We start from the raw sequence: 17,044 nt of genomic DNA on the forward strand, positions 1-17,044 counted from the left end.
AGCCTGCGGGTTGGCTGGAGGGCGATGGATTTTGGGGGCGACGAAAAGCAGGAGGGGAAAAGCAACAAACCCCGCACTGCTGTTACACAGGCGGGGTTTGTTCTGACGAATATGGTTGCGGGAGCCGGATTTGAACCGACGACCTTCGGGTTATGAGCCCGACGAGCTACCAGGCTGCTCCATCCCGCGTCAGTGGGGCGAATTCTACAGTTTCCAGGATGGGTGTCAAGCGCTAGTCGTTGATTTTTTTAATATTTCTACGAATGCATTATTTGACGCAAAAGAAAAAGGCCACTGTGTGAACAGTGGCCTTTTCTCGAATCTGGTTGCGGGAGCCGGATTTGAACCGACGACCTTCGGGTTATGAGCCCGACGAGCTACCAGGCTGCTCCATCCCGCGCCTGTGAGATCGAATTCTACGGATTTACCCGTGGCTGTCAAGCTTTTTTCTGAAAAAAACCTTTCCTGTTCAAACTCTTAGCGTTTGAATATGACGCGCAGCTCAGGCACGACGGGGCTTTCAGGCCGATTATCGAGCAATGCCGCCTACAGGCTGCATACCCCGAGGGCGCATGCGATACTATCTGTATGAATTTACAGTGCTGACGGTCATCCATGTCCTTGCGCAAGATCATCCATGTCGACTGCGATTGCTTCTATGCCGCGATCGAAATGCGTGACGACCCACGCCTGGCCGGGCGGCCCATGGCGGTGGGGGGCTCGCCCGACCATCGAGGGGTGATCGCTACCTGCAACTATGAAGCGCGTGCCTATGGCGTGCGCTCGGCCATGTCGTCGCGGCATGCGCTGAAGCTGTGCCCGGACTTGCTGATCGTCAAGCCGCGCTTCGAGGCCTACCGTGAGGCCTCGCGGGAAATCCACACGATCTTCCGCGACTACACCGAGCTGATCGAGCCGCTGTCGCTGGACGAGGCCTACCTGGATGTGAGCGACAGCCAGTGGTACTCGGGCAGCGCCACGCGTATTGCCGAGGATATCCGCCGGCGCGTCGCCCGCACCCTGCATATAACCGTCTCGGCCGGTGTGGCGCCGAACAAGTTCCTGGCCAAGATCGCCAGTGACTGGCGCAAGCCCAATGGCCTGTTCGTGATTACCCCCGGCGAAGTGGAGGCGTTCGTCGCCGCCCTGCCGGTGGCCAGGTTGCACGGGGTGGGCAAGGTAACGGCAGACAAGCTGGCGCGGTTGGGGATCGAAACCTGCCTGGAGCTGCGCGAATGGTCGCGTCTGGCGCTGGTGCGCGAGTTCGGCAGCTTTGGCGAGCGTTTGTGGGGGCTGGCGCGGGGTATCGATGAGCGTGCAGTGCACAATGACAGCCGCCGGCAGTCGGTCAGTGTGGAAAACACCTACGACACCGACCTTCCGGACCTGGCCAGTTGCCTGGCACGGCTCCCCGAGTTGCTGGAAAGCCTGAACGAGCGTATTGCCCGCATGGACAGCAGTTACCGGCCGGAAAAACCCTTCGTCAAGGTCAAGTTCCATGACTTCAGCCAGACCACCATGGAGCAGGCAGGGGCGGGCAGGGACCTGGAGAGTTATCGACAGTTGCTGGGGCAGGCGTTTGCCCGGGGTGGCAAGCCGGTGCGCTTGCTGGGGGTAGGCGTAAGGTTGCGCGACTTGCGCGGGGCGCATGAGCAGCTGGAGCTGTTCCCGCCTCAATAAATGGCCTGGGCCTGGCTGCACGGCCCCCTGTGGGAGCGGCCTTGTGTCGCGAAAGGGCCGCGTAGCGGCCCCAGGATTTCAGCAATGATGCATCAATTGTCGGGACTGCTCTGCAGCCCTTTCGCGACACAAGGCCGCTCCCACAGGGGGATGCGTTGCCCCGCAGCAGTTACTGCACGCCCGGATCAGCCACCAACCGGCCAGTGGCCTTGGTCAGCGACTGCAGAAACTCCTGTTGCAGCTCCGGGTCGTTGCGGGTCAGTTCGATCAGGCTCTGTTCCATTTCACTGGCTTCCTCTTCCAGGCCCAGTTCGGACAAGCGCTTGACCCGGTGTACCCATTGGCCGACATCGTCGTCTTCCAGGTCATCGAAGATCAGTTCATGGGCTTCGAGCAGCTTGTTGCGCAGGGTGGCGCTGACCAGCAGGCTGGCATCGCCACGTACCGCATTGTCCTCGTCCAGCACCTGCAGGTGCAGGGTGCCGATGTGGTTGAGGTTCTGCTCGGAGAACGGGCTGTCGAGCAGGTTCAGGCGCAGCACGCCGTTCCTGTCGGTGGTCAGCTCGTGGGTCATCTTGCCGGCCTTGACCTCGACCAGGCGCTCGCTCCAGGGCACGCTGGTAGATTCCTCGCGCTTGCCTTTCTGCACTTCGCTGATCCCGGCCAGGTTCTGCTGGGCACGACCGTTGGACGGCACGTTCATGAACGGGTTGAGCCCGTCCACGCCGTAGCTGAGCCAGTCGTGGGTGATGCTTTCCGGCAGGTTGCCCAGGGCAAAGACGTTGACCACGTTGGCACCGACGCCCGCTACTACCGCCACCGCACCCAGCGGGATCTCGTAGATCTCCCGCCAGGGCTGGTAAGGCGTGTAGCGGTCATAGCTGCGGGTGACTTCGAACTCGGTGACTTCGAAGCGCTTCTGCTCATGCACCCGCACACGTCGCTGCGGAAGCTCCATCACCTTCGGCTCGCCGACATCGATCTGCAGGGTGTGCTCGAGCAGTTTGCGCTCGATGCGCTCCTCATGGTCGCTGCGCTGGGACATCTGGTTGGCGCAGCCGCTGACGAGCAGGGCGCCGCACAGTGCGGCGCCCCCCAGGGGAAAGGTACTTCGCTTGAACATGATCACTCGTGCATTGGTTATCAGCGGCGAACGCGGGCCTGCAGGAAGGTCAGCACTTCATTGAGCGGCAACGGCTGGGCGTCCTGCTCGGTGCGGTGCTTGTACTCCAGGTTGCCTTCGGCCAGGCCGCGATCGCTGACGACGATGCGGTGCGGGATACCGATCAGCTCCATGTCGGCAAACTTGATGCCTGGGCTGGTCTTCTTGTCACGGTCGTCCAGCAGCACTTCGTAGCCGGCAGCAGTCAGCTCGGCGTACAGCTTGTCGGTCGCCTCGCGAACCACGTCGGTCTCGTAGCGCAGCGGTACCAGGGCGATCTGGAACGGGGCCAGGGCGTCGTTCCAGATGATGCCCTTGTCGTCGTAGCTCTGCTCGATGGCAGCGGCGACCACGCGGGACACGCCGATGCCGTAGCAGCCCATGGACAGGGTTACCGGCTTGCCGTTCTCGCCCAGTACCTGGCACTTCAGCGCCTCGCTGTACTTGGTGCCGAGCTGGAAGATGTGGCCCACTTCGATGCCGCGCTTGATCACCAGGGTGCCCTGGCCGTCCGGGCTCGGGTCACCTTCGACCACGTTACGCAGGTCGGCGACCTGTGGAACCGGCAGGTCGCGCTCCCAGTTCACGCCGAAGTAGTGCTTGTCGTCGATGTTGGCGCCAATGCCGAAGTCGCTCATCAGGGCAACCGAACGGTCGATCACGCATTCCAGCGGCAGGTTCAGCGGGCCGAGCGAGCCGGCGCCGGCACCAATGGCCTCGCGCAGCTCGGCGTCGGTAGCCATGACCAGCGGGTCGGCAACCTGTTCCAGCTTGGCCGCCTTGATTTCGTTCAGCTCGTGGTCGCCACGTACCACCAGGGCAACCAGCTTGCCTTCCTCGGCGCCGCGCACGATCAGGGTCTTGACGGTTTTCTCGATCGGCAGGCCGAAGTTTTCCACCAGCTGGGCGATGGTCTTGGCGTTCGGCGTGTCGACCAGGCGCAGCTCCTCGGTAGGGGCTGGGCGCACGGTTTCGCGCGGGATGGCCTCGGCCTTCTCGATGTTGGCGGCGTAGTCGGAGCTGTCGCTGAAGATCACGTCGTCTTCGCCGGACTCGGCCAGTACGTGGAACTCGTGCGAGTAGCTGCCACCGATAGAGCCGGTGTCAGCCTGTACTGGACGGAAGTCCAGGCCCAGGCGGGTGAACACGTTGCTGTACGCCTGGTGCATGCGGTCGTAGGTTTCCTGCAGGGAAGCCTGGTCGGCATGGAACGAGTAGGCGTCCTTCATGATGAACTCGCGGCCGCGCATCAGGCCGAAGCGCGGGCGGATCTCGTCACGGAACTTGGTCTGGATCTGGTACATGTTGAGCGGCAGCTGTTTATAGCTGGACAGCTCGTTGCGGGCCAGGTCGGTGATGACTTCTTCGTGGGTCGGGCCGACGCAGAAGTCGCGCTGGTGGCGGTCTTTCAGGCGCAGCAGCTCGGGGCCGTACTGTTCCCAGCGGCCGGATTCCTGCCACAGTTCGGCGGGCTGGATGCTGGGCATCAGCACTTCCAGGGCGCCGGCGGCGTTCATTTCCTCACGCACCACGGCCTCGACCTTGCGCATCACCCGCAAGCCCATCGGCAGCCAGGTGTACAGGCCGGAGGCCAGTTTGCGGATCATGCCGGCACGCAGCATGAGCTGATGGCTGATGACCACTGCGTCGGCAGGGGTTTCTTTCTGGGTGGCGAGCAAATATTGACTGGTGCGCATGGTGAGCCGTGTCGATTGCCTAAGACATTGAAATGACCCCGCATTGTACGGGGGCGAAACGAAGGCGTACAGGATGCCCCAGGGCGTGACACTTGTCAGCCAAGAAAAAGCCCGGCGTGATCGCCGGGCTTTTTCAGGTGCGGGGCACTGCAAGCCAGGCTTACAGGATGCTCAGCGGGTACTCCACGATCAGGCGCAGTTCGTCGATCGATGGGGAATCGTAGTAAACGCCATCGGAAGAGCGGTAGGTGGCCTGACGTACGCGGAAGCTCAGGTCTTTCGCCGGGCCGCTCTGCAGTACGTACTTGATATCGACGTCGCGTTCCCATTCCTTGCCGTTGCTGGTGCCGGCGACGTTGGCGTCGGTACCGCGTACATAACGGGTCATGAAGGTCAGGCCCGGGATGCCGTATTCGGCGAAGTTCAGGTCGTAGCGAGCCTGCCAGGATTTCTCGTCTTCGGCGTTGAAGTCGGAACGGGCAATGGAGTTGGCCAGGAAGATGGTGCCGCCACCGTCGATGCCATAGCCATAGTCGCCGTCGCCGGTGACTTTCTGGTAGGCCAGGGTGAAGGTGTGCGCGCCGATGTTGTAGGCGCCCGACAGGCTGAACGCGCGGTTGTCCAGCTTGTCGCCGTCGAACGCGCGGTACTCGGCCGAGCCTTCGCTCTTGGTGTCATAAATGTTGAAGTCGAACACCAGGCCTTGCTTGTCGGAGATCGGCAGCGCCCAGTTGACGTTGGCGTAGTACTTGCGCCAGTAGTCTTCGACCTTCGAGTAGTACAGGCTGGTGCTGAGGTTGTCGGTGAAGGCGTAGGTACCACCGACCACGTTGGCTTCCTTCAGGCCGAAGCTGTCGCGGTTGGTCTGCTCCTGGGCGGTCAGGCTGGTGAAGTGACCAGCGTGCAGGGTCAGGCCCTCGATCTCGTTGCTGGTGATCAGGGTGCCCTGAGCGATTTCTGGCAGCAGGCGGCTGTCGTCGGTAGCGAAGACCGGCAGTGCGGTGAACTGGTCACCCACTTTCAGCACGGTGTCGGAGATACGGAACTTAACCGCACCACCGCCCTTGGAGTAATCATCCTGCGAACGGCCGTCGGAGCCGGTCGGGAACAGGCCGGTACCGGCGCGGCCCTTGCCGCTGTCCAGTTTCAGGCCGAGCATGCCGATGGCATCGACACCCACACCCACGGTGCCCTGGGTGAAGCCGGACTCGAAGGTGCCGAGGAAGCCCAGGCCGGTTTCTTCGCGACGGCTCTGGCCGCCTTCGTTGTTACGGAAGTCACGGCTGAAGTACAGCATGCGGGTCTTGACGTTCAGCTTGCTGTCTTCGATGAAACCTTTGGACTCGTCCTGGGAAGAGGCCAATGCCAACTGCGAGGTCCCTGCCGCAACGGCCAGGGCGATCATGCTCCACTTCATCACGCGCATCGTGATTTGCTCCTTTGGTTTTTAGGAAGAGTACCGCTGCGTCCAAGTCTTTTAGTTATATGGGGCAGCTCTTTCTTGTTATGTCGGCGAAAATGTATAGCACGCAGACTGTTGTTGGCGATATGGGTATAAACATCCTTTTCGGAACTTTTTCACCATGTCGCTTCTAGGTATTTCCATGTCGCAAATCACGCCCCGGTTCAAGGGCCGTACAACCCCAGCGCTGTTCCTGTCACCGTAATGAATCTGTAACTACCGATTCCGGTTGGGGAAACTCCCTGGTAACCAATGTCGCTGTTGTTATTTGTCGCGTACACCCGCTGTTGCAGATGTCGTGCCGACTTGGCGTGAAAGGAATGCAACAAGCGTGCTCAAAATTCGCAACGCTTCATGAAATTTTCACAAAACCTGCTACCGGGGGTCGGAAAGTGCCGTAAACACGGGGCGGGAGCCGTCTGGCGGCGTATTGCTGTCGAGAATCATTAAAAATTGAAAAGCTGCCATGAAAGTCAATGTGTTACCGCAACTTGTTCATGCAGCGTCACCTGTGGGTGGCAAGTGTGGTGGGAGGTGTACCGGCGGCCTCATTTTGGTGCGAAAAGTAGCGCTGTGTTACCGGGAACGTGCAAGGTATCCTTGCAGGCCTGTTTTCCGCGTGAAGCGGTTGGTTCTGCCTCAAGGAGATTTGCCGTGTTCGTCCTCGATTCGCGTTTGCAGCAGGATTCCCTGGTGCTGGGGGAGTTTGCGCTGTGCCAGTTGTTGCTGAGCAAGGATGCCAACTATCCGTGGTTCATCCTGGTGCCCAAGCGCGCCGGTATCAGCGAACTGTTCGAGCTCGATGCTGCGGAGCAGCAGCAGTTGTGGCAGGAAACCACCAGTCTGGCCGAGGCACTGAAGGCCAGCTACAACGCCGACAAGATGAACGTGGCTACCCTGGGCAATGTGGTGAGCCAGTTGCACATGCACGTGATCGTGCGCCAGCGCGACGACGCCGCCTGGCCGGCACCGGTGTGGGGCAAGTGCCCGGCGGTGGCCTACACCGACGACCAGGTGCAAGCCATTCGCCAGCGCCTGCGCGGGCTGCAACTTGCCGGCTACCAGGAGGCCTGAATGTCGCTTGAATTACGAGTGGTCGAACTGGAAACCCGCCAGGCGTTCCAGGATGACACCATCCAGGCGCTGAATGACGTGGTGGTCGAGCAGGGGCGGGTGATCGAACGGCTGCAGTTGCAGATGGCCGAGCTGATCAAGCGTTACGAAGAGATGGTTGGCCAGTACGGCAGCGAAGGGGACGAGGCGCCGCCGCCTCATTATTGATACCTTTCAGGGCCCTGTCGCCGGCAAGCCAGCTCTCATGGAGCTGCACATGACTCATTGAATTGGCAGGGCCCCTGTGGGAGCGGACCGCTTGCGAATTCAGTTCACTGCGCGACAGCGCAGCCCGAAGGGCTGGGCTGTCTCCCACAAGGGATGGTTTCTGCAAATGGAATCAGCGGCGGGTTACCGCAACCACATCCTCGGCCTGCAGGCCCTTGTCGCGGTGCATCACGGAAAATTCCACGCGCTGGCCTTCCACCAGGATGCGGTGGCCTTCACCGCGAATGGCGCGAAAGTGCACGAAGATATCATCGCCCGAGTCGCGGGAGATGAAGCCAAAGCCTTTGGATGTGTTGAACCACTTCACGGTACCGGTATCACGATTGCCGGCATCCTGCGCCGCGTGCTGGCTGGCGCGTGCCTTGCGCGGGCTGCGGGCAAAGCCCACGGCCAGGTGCACGGCCACCGCCAGCGCCGCGCAGACCAGAGCGGCCAGGTTGCCCATTTCCGGGCGGGCCAGCAGTGTCAGGGTCTGCAGCACCACGGCCACCACCAGCAGGGCGCAGGCCAGGTGCTGCAGCTGTTGCCGTGCGCCGCGGTAGTACAGTGGCACGACCGGGGCCAGCACCAGGTTGAGCAGGCCGAGCAGGGCCAGGTAGACCGCGTCGGGTTGTTGAAGGAAGGGGGTCGCATCGGTTTTCAGGCTGGGTAGGAGCGATAGCAGCAATGCTGCCACGCCCGTCACCAGATGGACGATCTTGAACATGGGGTTGGCTCACAGTTGATAAGGCCGATCACAGGAAGAGCTGGCGGCACGGTGCGCATGAGGTGTAGAGCGCGAACACGGGACAGGCCAGCCTATGCACCCGGCAATGACAATCTGCACGGGTGGCACCATGCCTATTTAACAGTAAAGCCGCAGGCTACTCAAACCGCAGGCTGCGCGGCGGGTAATGCAGCTTGTGCAGGAAGATTTTGCCGCTGCTTTAACCACGCCCGTCAGCGCTTCATAGGCCACCTGGTACCTGTGACGAGGAAGTGTGGCGCATGATGCAAGCGAGCAAACGTGTGGCTGGCCAGGGGCGCTGGCCGGGAAAACAGTGCATCGATCCGTTCAGGGCGGATTTCGACATGTTGCAGACCCAGCCGGTGTCGCGTTCGGTGCGGCTCAACGGCTTTTCCACCTGCCTGCGGCTGGAGGCCGTCTATTGGGGCATCCTGGAGCGCATCGCCGCGGCCAACCGCTGCTCGGTCAGCGCGGTGCTGTCCTATGTGGACCGCGAAGTGCACCTGCGCCAGGGTGGGGTGCGCAACTTCAGCGGGCTGATCCGGGTGATCTGCGTCGCCTGGCTTCAGGACCCGCCAAGTGCGCGCTGATCGCCTGGCGGGCTGCGCAGTGCTTGCTAACCATATATAATCCCGCTTTTTGCTGCCCCGGCAGCCAGCGTTATGGTTGACGAGAGACACCCATGCCCCTTTATGACTATCAATGTGCATCCTGCGAGCACCGCATGGAAGTGCTGCAGAAGATCAGCGCCGCGCCGCTGACCGATTGCCCGGCCTGTCAGGCGCCGGCGCTGAAGAAGCTGCTGTCGGTGCCAGGCTTCCGCCTGAGCGGTAACGGTTGGTACGAAACCGACTTCAAGACCGGGGCGAAAAAGAATCTGGCAGGCGGCGACAAGGCCGACTGAGTTGAATGCTGTGACCGGGTCTTGCAGTATTAGCCCTCCGGGCGGCCAAGGCCTCCACCGAATACACGAATCACGAGAAGCGAAACCACCATCATGATGCGCAGCCATTATTGCGGCCAACTGAACGAGAGCCTGGACGGCCAGGAAGTCACCCTTTGCGGCTGGGTCCATCGTCGCCGCGACCACGGCGGGGTGATCTTCCTCGACATCCGTGACCGCGAAGGCATGGCCCAGGTCGTGTTCGACCCGGATCGCGCCGAAACCTTCGCCGCTGCCGACCGCGTGCGCAGCGAATACGTCGTGCAGATCACCGGCAAGGTCCGCAAGCGCCCTGAAGGTGCGGTGAATGCCAACATGGCTTCCGGTGCCATCGAGATCCTCGGCTACCAGCTGAACGTGCTCAACGAAGCGGAAACCCCACCGTTCCCGCTGAACGAATACTCCGACGTCGGCGAGGAAACCCGCCTGCGCTACCGCTTCATCGACCTGCGTCGCCCGGAAATGGCCGACAAGCTGCGCCTGCGTTCGCGCATCACCAGCAGCATTCGTCGCTTCCTTGACGAAAACGGCTTCCTCGACGTCGAGACGCCGATCCTGACCCGTGCCACCCCGGAAGGCGCGCGTGACTACCTGGTGCCTAGCCGTACCCACGCCGGTAGCTTCTTCGCCCTGCCGCAGTCGCCACAGCTGTTCAAGCAGCTGCTGATGGTCGCCGGCTTCGACCGCTACTACCAGATCGCCAAGTGTTTCCGTGACGAAGACCTGCGTGCCGACCGCCAGCCGGAATTCACCCAGATCGACATCGAGACCAGCTTCCTCGATGAAAGCGAGATCATGGGCCTGACCGAAAGCATGATCCGCAAGCTGTTCAAGGAAGTGCTGGACCTGGAATTCGGCGAATTCCCGCACATGACCTTCGAAGAGGCCATGCGCCGCTACGGCTCCGACAAGCCGGACCTGCGCATTCCGCTGGAACTGGTCGACGTTGCCGACCAGCTCAAGGACGTCGACTTCAAGGTGTTCGCCGGCCCGGCCAACGATCCGAAATGCCGCGTTACCGCCCTGCGCCTGCCAGGCGGCGCCAGCATGCCGCGCAGCAAGATCGACGAGTACACCAAGTTCGTCGGCATCTACGGTGCCAAGGGCCTGGCCTACATCAAGGTCAACGAGCGCGCCAAGGGCGTCGAAGGCCTGCAGTCGCCGATCGTCAAGAACATCCCCGAGGCCAACCTCAACACCATCCTCGATCGCGTTGGCGCCGTTGACGGCGACATCGTGTTCTTCGGTGCCGACAAGTTCAAGGTGGTCAGCGAAGCCCTGGGCGCGCTGCGTATCCGTCTGGGCCACGACTTCGAGCTGCTGACCTGCGAGTGGGCACCGATGTGGGTGGTCGACTTCCCGATGTTCGAAGAGAACGAAGACGGCAGCTTCACCGCGCTGCACCACCCGTTCACCGCGCCGAAATGCACTCCGGAAGAGCTCGAGGCCAACCCGGCCAGCGCTCTGTCGCGTGCCTACGACATGGTCCTGAACGGTACCGAACTGGGTGGCGGTTCGATCCGTATCCACCGCAAGGAGATGCAACAGGCCGTGTTCCGCCTGCTGGGCATCGAAGCGGCAGAACAGGAAGAGAAGTTCGGCTTCCTGCTCGACGCCCTGAAGTTCGGTGCACCGCCTCACGGTGGCCTGGCCTTCGGCCTGGACCGCCTGGTCATGCTGATGACCGGCGCCCAGTCGATCCGTGAAGTGATCGCCTTCCCGAAAACCCAGAGCGCCGCGTGTGTCATGACCCAGGCCCCAGGCATGGTCGACGCCAAGGCCCTGCGCGAGCTGCACATCCGGCTGCGCGAACAGACCAAGGTCGAGTAAGCAGTCCCCGGGCGCATCCACATGGATGCGCCTTTGCGTTTCGGCGCAGGCAATTTCCCGTCCCGCCCCGCACAGGGGCGGGGCTGTTTGTGATTCAAAGGATTCGGAGTCGTTATGGCTGGTCATTCCAAGTGGGCAAACATCAAGCACCGCAAAGAGCGCCAGGATGCCAAGAGAGGCAAGATCTTCACCAAGTGGATCCGCGAGCTGACGGTCGCCGCCAAGCAGGGCGGTGCTGACCCGGCCTCCAACCCACGCCTGCGCCTGGCGCTGGACAAGGCCCTGGGCGCCAACATGAGCCGCGACATCATCGATCGCGCCGTGGCCCGTGGTGCCGGTACCAACGAAAGCGACAACGTCGAAGAACTCAGCTACGAAGGTTACGGCCCGGGTGGCGTGGCGATCATGGTCGAGGCCATGACCGACAACCGCAACCGTACCGCCGCCGCCGTGCGTCATGCCTTCACCAAGTGTGGTGGCAACCTGGGTACCGACGGTTCGGTGGCCTACCTGTTCGAGCGCAAGGGGCAGATCAGCTTTGCCCCGGGCGTGGAGGAAGACGCGCTGATGGAAGCGGCGATGGAAGCCGATGCCGACGACGTGGTGGCCAACGATGACGGCTCGTTCGACGTGTTCACCTCGTTCAACAGCTTCTACGCCGTGCGCAATGCCCTGGAAGAGGCGGGCTTCAAGGCCGCTGACGCGGAAATCGTCATGCAGCCGACCACCAGCGCCGAACTCGACCAGGACGGTGCCGAAAAGGTGCTCAAACTGATCGACATGCTCGAAGACCTGGATGACGTGCAGAACGTCTACTCCAATGCCCAGATTTCCGACGAGATCATGGAAAACCTCGGCTAAGGTGTCCTGGCTATCCAGGCCAGTTCTTCAAGTTTGTCAGCGCCTGTACCGGCCCTTTCGCGGGTAAACCCGCTCCCACAGGTACTGCACCACATTCAGAATCGGTGCAGTACCTGTGGGAGCGGGTTTACCCGCGAAAGGGCCGGTACAGTTTGCACAGATGCATCAATTTTTTTGACAGGCACTATGACTCTGATTCTTGGTATCGACCCCGGTTCGCGCATCACCGGCTATGGCGTGGTACGCCAGACCGCCCGTGGTTGCGAGTACGTGGCGTCGGGCTGCATTCGCACCGGCAGCGGCGAGCTGCACGAGCGGCTGCAGATCGTCTTTCGTGGCGTGGGTGAAATCATCGCCCAGCACGGCCCGGTCACCATGGGCATCGAGCGGGTGTTCATGGCCCGTAACGCCGACTCGGCGCTCAAGCTTGGCCAGGCCCGTGGCGCGGCCATCGTCGCCGCCGCCGAAGCCGGCCTGGAAATCGCCGAATACAGCGCCACTCAGGTCAAGCAGGCGGTAGCCGGTACCGGCGGGGCCAACAAGGAGCAGGTGATGATGATGGTCATGCACCTGCTGAAACTGACGCAGAAGCCGCAGATCGACGCCTCCGATGCCTTGGCCATCGCCTTGTGCCACGCCCATACCCGCTCCAGCCTGGTGCCGCATGGCCTGGCCACGGCGCGGCGACGCGGAGGGCGCTTGCGTCTGTAGGCGCTTCATGCGCTGATACACATTTTGTTCGGGTGATGCGTTCACCCGCTGCATTTGCTGATAGGGTTGAGCGGTCTTTGACCGGCTCCCCGAGAGGAAGGATCGGAACGTGATTGGACGTTTGCGCGGCACCCTGGCGGAAAAACAGCCGCCGCACCTGATTATCGACGTCAATGGCGTGGGTTACGAACTGGAAGTTCCCATGACCACGCTGTACCGTCTGCCCAAGGTGGGCGAACCCGTAACCGTGCATACCCACCTGGTGGTGCGCGAGGACGCTCACCTGCTCTACGGTTTTGCCGAAAAGCGCGAGCGCGAGCTGTTCCGCGAACTCATCCGCCTGAACGGCGTAGGGCCGAAGCTGGCCCTGGCGCTGATGTCCGGGCTGGAAGTGGACGAGCTGGTGCGCTGCGTGCAGGCCCAGGACACCTCGGCCCTGGTGCGCGTGCCCGGTGTCGGCAAGAAGACCGCCGAACGCCTGCTGGTAGAGCTCAAGGACCGCTTCAAGGCTTGGGAAACTTCCCCGGCCATGTTCACCCTGGTCTCCGACGGGCCGCTGCCGGTGGCCAGCGCATCCACAGCCGAAGCCGACGCAGTCAGCGCCCTGGTTTCGCTCGGCTACAAGCCGCAGGAAGCCAGCAAGGCGATCGCCGCGATCAAGGACAAGGCCGGCCTGAGCAGTGAAGAACTGATCCGTCGCAGCCTGAAAGGGATGATTACCAAGTGATCGAAGCCGACCGCCTGATCGCCGCCAGTGGCCGCGACCGTGAAGAAGTCCAGGACCGTGCGATCCGCCCGCTGCGGCTGGACGAGTACATCGGCCAGCCGGTGGTGCGCGAGCAGATGGCGCTGTTCATTCAGGCCGCCCGTGGCCGCAGCGAATCGCTCGATCATACGCTGATCTTCGGCCCGCCCGGCCTTGGCAAGACCACCCTGGCCAACATCATCGCCCATGAAATGGGCGTGTCGGTCAAGAGTACCTCGGGGCCGATCCTCGAGCGCCCGGGCGACCTCGCGGCCATGCTGACCAACCTCGAACCGCACGACGTGCTGTTCATCGACGAGATCCACCGGCTGTCACCGGTCGTCGAAGAAGTGCTGTACCCGGCGATGGAGGACTTCCAGCTCGACATCATGATCGGCGAAGGGCCAGCGGCCCGTTCTATCAAGCTCGACCTGCCGCCGTTCACCCTGGTTGGTGCCACCACCCGTGCGGGCATGCTCACCAACCCGCTGCGGGACCGTTTCGGTATCGTCCAGCGCCTGGAGTTCTACAGCGACAAGGACCTGGCCACCATCGTCAGCCGTTCGGCCGGCATCCTCGGCCTGGCCATCGAAGACCAGGGTGCCTACGAGATCGCCCGTCGGGCCCGCGGCACGCCACGTATCGCCAACCGCCTGCTGCGCCGCGTGCGCGACTACGCCGAGGTGCGCGGCAAGGGCCAGATCACCAAGGCCGTGGCCGACATGGCGCTCAATCTGCTGGATGTCGACGAGCGCGGTTTCGACCACTCCGACCGCCGCCTGCTGCTGACCATGATCGAGAAGTTCGACGGTGGCCCGGTCGGCGTGGACAACCTGGCGGCAGCCATCAGCGAAGAGCGCCACACCATCGAGGACGTGCTCGAGCCGTACCTCATCCAGCAAGGCTACATCATGCGCACGCCGCGCGGCCGCGTGGTCACCCGGCATGCCTACCTGCACTTTGGCCTGAACGTACCCGGGCGCCTGGGGGAGGGTGGGGATTTTTCCGAAACGGGCGATGAGTGACAGATCGAAAACAGCTTTTCGTGGTCCTACCGCTGGCATGCCGAGGGTGCGCTGGCAATAGGACATAAATGAAGAAAAAACAGTTGCCACAGCGGATTGGCAAGCTGAGGAGTAAGCACTAGAGTATGCGCGCGCAAAATGGCCTGGAACCGTTCGCACACCGTTGTCGTGTCTATTACGAGGATACCGATGCCGGTGGTGTGGTGTATTACGTCAATTACCTGAAATTCATGGAGCGCGCGCGTACCGAGCGGCTGCGGCACCTGGGCTTTTCCCAGGCGCAACTGGCCGAAGACAACCTGCTGTTCGTGGTCCACTCCAGCGAAGCGCGCTATCACGCGCCGGCGCGGCTGGACGACGAGCTTCGGGTTACCGCGCAAGTACTTGAACTCAATCGCGCCAGCCTGCGCTTCGTGCAGCAGGTCTGGCGGGAAAAGGATGAAACGCTGCTCTGCGAAGGGCAGTTCCTGGTGGCCGCCGTGCGCGCCGACACTTTCAAACCCCGAGCCATACCCCCGGAGCTGCGCGACGCCTTTGCGGCGGACGGCTCGGGTACTCAATCGAATGCAGGAGAATAAGCGTGGAAGCTAACGTCGTCGACCATACCTCCATGTGGAGTCTGGTCAGCAATGCCAGCGTGTTGGTACAGCTGGTAATGCTGATCCTGGTGGCCGCCTCGGTCACCTCATGGATCATGATCTTTCAGCGCAGCACCATGCTGCGCGCCGGTCGTCGTGCGCTGGATGCCTTCGAGGAGCGCTTCTGGTCGGGCATCGACCTGTCCAAGCTGTACCGCCAGGCAGGCAGCAACCCGGACCCGGACTCCGGGGTCGAGCAGGTCTTCCGTGCCGGCTTCAAGGAATTTTCGCGTCTGCGCCAGCAGTCGGGCGTTGATCCGGACGCGGTCATGGAGGGTGTTGCCCGTGCCATGCGCGTAGCCATCTCGCGCGAGGAAGAAAAACTCGAGCAGAGCCTGCCGTTCCTGGCCACCGTCGGTTCGACCAGCCCGTACATCGGCCTGTTCGGTACCGTATGGGGCATCATGAACTCCTTCCGCGGCCTGGCCAGCGCCCAGCAGGCCACCCTGGCCACGGTTGCCCCGGGTATCGCCGAAGCGCTGATCGCCACCGCCATCGGCCTGTTCGCGGCGATCCCGGCGGTCATCGCCTACAACCGCTTCTCGGCCCGCAGTGAAGTGCTGATCGGCCGTTACTACACCTTCGCCGACGAGTTCCAGGCGATCCTGCACCGCAAAGTGCACACCAGCGAAGAGTAATCAGGTAGAAGCCCATGGCCCGAGTTCGCCACAAACGCAAGCCCGTCGCCGAGATGAACGTGGTGCCCTACATCGACGTGATGCTGGTACTGCTGGTCATTTTCATGGTGACGGCGCCCATGCTCAACCAGGGCGTGAAGGTAGACCTGCCCAAGGTTTCCAGTGAAGCCTTGCCGCAGGACAACAACGTCCAGATCCTCACCATCTCCATCAAGGCTGACAAGACCTACTACTGGAACCTCGGCAGCGAAGTCGATACCGACAAGCAGATGGACAAGGCCATGACCTTGCCTGCCATGACCGACGCGGTGACCAAGATCATTGCCGCCGGCCGTGACCAGGGCAAGCAGACCCAGGTGTTCATTCGTGGCGACAAGGCTGTCGACTATGGCGCGGTCATGGGTGCCATGGGCGGGTTGCAGAAGGCCGGTGTCGGTAACGTTGGCCTGATTACCGAGGCGCCCTGATGCAACAGCGAGAGCCATCCGCCTCGGAAAGCTACTTCTGGCCCAGTGTCTGGGCCATCGGCCTGCATGTGCTGGTGTTCGCCCTGCTGTTCGTCAGTTTTGCCATGACGCCTGAGCTGCCGCCATCCAAGCCGATCGTCCAGGCTACCCTGTACCAGCTCAAGTCCAAGAGCCAGGCGACCACCCAGACCAATCAGAAGATTGCCGGGGAAGCGAAGAAAACCGCTTCGCGCCAGACCGAGGTCGAGCAGCTGGAACAGAAGAAGGTCGAGCAGGAGGCCGTGAAGGCCGCGGAACAAAAGAAAGCCGACGCCGCTCAAAAGGCCGAAGAGGCCCGCGAGGCCGCCGAAGCCAAGAAAGCCGAGGCAGCGGCCGAAGCCGCCAAGGCTGCCGAGGCCAAGAAAGCCGCCGAAGCCAAGAAGGCCGAAGAGGCGAAGAAGGCTGCCGAGAAGCAGCAGGCCGACATCGCCAAGAAGAAGGCCGAAGAAGAAGCCAAGAAAAAAGCCGAAGAAGAGGCCAAGAAAGAGGCCGCTGAAGAGGCGAAGAAACAAGCTGCCGAGGACGCCAAGAAAAAGGCAGCCGAAGAGGCCAAGAAGAAAGCTGCCGAGGACGCCAAGAAGAAAGCGGCGGCCGAGGAAGCGAAGAAGAAGGCAGCTGAAGAGGCCAAGAAAAAGGCCGCTGCAGACGCCCAGAAGAAAAAGGCACAGGAAGCGGCCCGCAAGGCGGCGGAAGACAAGAAAGCCCAGGCCCTGGCCGAGCTGTTGTCCGACACCACCGAACGGCAGCAGGCGCTGGCCGACGAGCAGGGTGACCAGGTGGCTGGCGACTTCGACGACCTGATCCGCTTGCGCGCGGCCGAGGGTTGGGCGCGTCCGCCTTCCGCGCGCAAGGGCATGACGGTGGTCCTGCAGATCAACATGTTGCCGGACGGTACCATCACCAACGTCAGCGTGGCCCGGTCCAGTGGTGACGGCCCGTACGACAGTTCGGCGGTGGCTGCGGTGAAGAACATTGGTCGTTTGACCGAGATGCAGGGTATGAAGCCGAGCGATTTCAACCAATATCGTTCGTTCAAGATGACATTTACACCTGAGGATCTAGCGTTGTGATTAAACGT

General features: G+C 62.1%; 18 protein-coding genes and 2 tRNA genes. 14 read left to right on the plus strand and 6 right to left on the minus strand.

Annotated features, from left to right (window positions below; genetic code table 11):
* Positions 1 to 112: 112 nt before the first annotated feature.
* Both J5M71_RS05795 and J5M71_RS05800 read right to left on the minus strand, forming a co-directional pair.
* Positions 113 to 189: transfer RNA gene (locus J5M71_RS05795), tRNA-Met, on the minus strand.
* A 134-nt stretch (positions 190 to 323) separates the two neighbouring features.
* Positions 324 to 400, minus strand: a tRNA-Met gene (locus J5M71_RS05800).
* A 221-nt stretch (positions 401 to 621) separates the two neighbouring features.
* On the opposite strand from J5M71_RS05800, the gene dinB reads away from it, so the two are divergent.
* Positions 622 to 1,680: a DNA polymerase IV gene (gene dinB, locus J5M71_RS05805; protein ID WP_172827523.1), complete on the plus strand. Its 1,059-nt coding sequence runs from the start codon at positions 622 to 624 to the stop codon at positions 1,678 to 1,680.
* Between the two features lie 169 nt (positions 1,681 to 1,849).
* Here dinB and J5M71_RS05810 read toward each other — a convergent pair whose 3' ends face one another.
* The 3 genes from J5M71_RS05810 to J5M71_RS05820 form a co-directional block, all read right to left on the minus strand.
* Positions 1,850 to 2,803 carry a hypothetical protein gene (locus J5M71_RS05810; RefSeq protein WP_063913028.1) on the minus strand — a complete coding sequence of 318 codons (954 nt, stop codon included), beginning with the start codon at positions 2,801 to 2,803 and terminating at the stop codon, positions 1,850 to 1,852.
* A 20-nt stretch (positions 2,804 to 2,823) separates the two neighbouring features.
* Positions 2,824 to 4,539 (minus strand): proline--tRNA ligase, encoded by a 1,716-nt coding sequence (locus tag J5M71_RS05815; RefSeq protein ID WP_063913027.1) that lies wholly within the window; start codon positions 4,537 to 4,539, stop codon positions 2,824 to 2,826.
* A 160-nt stretch (positions 4,540 to 4,699) separates the two neighbouring features.
* The gene (locus J5M71_RS05820; protein ID WP_207830729.1) at positions 4,700 to 5,965 is read right to left on the minus strand and encodes an OprD family porin; all 1,266 of its coding nucleotides are present in this window, start codon (positions 5,963 to 5,965) and stop codon (positions 4,700 to 4,702) included.
* Positions 5,966 to 6,655: 690 nt separating this feature from the next.
* Here J5M71_RS05820 and J5M71_RS05825 point away from each other — a divergent pair.
* Positions 6,656 to 7,075, plus strand: a complete 420-nt coding sequence (locus tag J5M71_RS05825; RefSeq protein WP_207830731.1) for an HIT domain-containing protein — start codon at positions 6,656 to 6,658, stop codon at positions 7,073 to 7,075.
* A complete protein-coding gene (locus tag J5M71_RS05830) occupies positions 7,076 to 7,282 on the plus strand; it encodes a SlyX family protein (protein WP_063913024.1) in 207 nt (68 codons plus the stop codon).
* 172 nt (positions 7,283 to 7,454) lie between these two features.
* Here the strand turns inward: J5M71_RS05830 and J5M71_RS29545 are convergent, their stop codons facing one another.
* Positions 7,455 to 8,048 carry a cold-shock protein gene (locus J5M71_RS29545; RefSeq protein WP_207830733.1) on the minus strand — a complete coding sequence of 198 codons (594 nt, stop codon included), beginning with the start codon at positions 8,046 to 8,048 and terminating at the stop codon, positions 7,455 to 7,457.
* A 281-nt stretch (positions 8,049 to 8,329) separates the two neighbouring features.
* On the opposite strand from J5M71_RS29545, the gene J5M71_RS05840 reads away from it, so the two are divergent.
* From J5M71_RS05840 to tolA, 11 genes are all read left to right on the plus strand, one after another.
* Entirely contained in the window at positions 8,330 to 8,659 is a 330-nt protein-coding gene (locus J5M71_RS05840; protein ID WP_207830735.1) for a ribbon-helix-helix domain-containing protein, read from the plus strand.
* A gap of 92 nt (positions 8,660 to 8,751) precedes the next feature.
* A complete protein-coding gene (locus J5M71_RS05845) occupies positions 8,752 to 8,973 on the plus strand; it encodes a zinc ribbon domain-containing protein (protein ID WP_003254776.1) in 222 nt (73 codons plus the stop codon).
* 93 nt (positions 8,974 to 9,066) lie between these two features.
* Entirely contained in the window at positions 9,067 to 10,842 is a 1,776-nt protein-coding gene (gene aspS / locus J5M71_RS05850; protein WP_207830737.1) for an aspartate--tRNA ligase, read from the plus strand.
* Positions 10,843 to 10,956: 114 nt separating this feature from the next.
* Positions 10,957 to 11,703, plus strand: a complete 747-nt coding sequence (locus J5M71_RS05855; protein WP_013973810.1) for a YebC/PmpR family DNA-binding transcriptional regulator — start codon at positions 10,957 to 10,959, stop codon at positions 11,701 to 11,703.
* Between the two features lie 186 nt (positions 11,704 to 11,889).
* The gene (ruvC, locus tag J5M71_RS05860) at positions 11,890 to 12,414 is read left to right on the plus strand and encodes a crossover junction endodeoxyribonuclease RuvC (protein ID WP_004375291.1); all 525 of its coding nucleotides are present in this window, start codon (positions 11,890 to 11,892) and stop codon (positions 12,412 to 12,414) included.
* 109 nt (positions 12,415 to 12,523) lie between these two features.
* Positions 12,524 to 13,141, plus strand: a complete 618-nt coding sequence (gene ruvA / locus J5M71_RS05865; RefSeq protein ID WP_015271473.1) for a Holliday junction branch migration protein RuvA — start codon at positions 12,524 to 12,526, stop codon at positions 13,139 to 13,141.
* On the plus strand, positions 13,138 to 14,184 hold the full coding sequence (gene ruvB / locus J5M71_RS05870) for a Holliday junction branch migration DNA helicase RuvB (protein ID WP_087502834.1): 1,047 nt from the start codon (positions 13,138 to 13,140) through the stop codon (positions 14,182 to 14,184). The genes ruvA and ruvB overlap by 4 nt, the downstream gene beginning before the upstream one ends.
* Before the next feature lie 125 nt (positions 14,185 to 14,309).
* Complete coding sequence (gene ybgC, locus J5M71_RS05875) at positions 14,310 to 14,762, plus strand: tol-pal system-associated acyl-CoA thioesterase (protein WP_015271472.1); 453 nt, start codon at positions 14,310 to 14,312, stop codon at positions 14,760 to 14,762.
* 2 nt (positions 14,763 to 14,764) lie between these two features.
* Positions 14,765 to 15,460: a protein TolQ gene (gene tolQ / locus J5M71_RS05880; protein ID WP_063913019.1), complete on the plus strand. Its 696-nt coding sequence runs from the start codon at positions 14,765 to 14,767 to the stop codon at positions 15,458 to 15,460.
* A gap of 14 nt (positions 15,461 to 15,474) precedes the next feature.
* On the plus strand, positions 15,475 to 15,927 hold the full coding sequence (tolR, locus tag J5M71_RS05885) for a protein TolR (RefSeq protein WP_003254760.1): 453 nt from the start codon (positions 15,475 to 15,477) through the stop codon (positions 15,925 to 15,927).
* A complete protein-coding gene (gene tolA / locus J5M71_RS05890; protein WP_063913018.1) occupies positions 15,927 to 17,036 on the plus strand; it encodes a cell envelope integrity protein TolA in 1,110 nt (369 codons plus the stop codon). The genes tolR and tolA overlap by 1 nt, the downstream gene beginning before the upstream one ends.
* Positions 17,037 to 17,044 lie beyond the last annotated feature (8 nt).

This window comes from Pseudomonas sp. 43(2021) (genome assembly GCF_017490805.1).
Taxonomy (GTDB): domain Bacteria; phylum Pseudomonadota; class Gammaproteobacteria; order Pseudomonadales; family Pseudomonadaceae; genus Aquipseudomonas.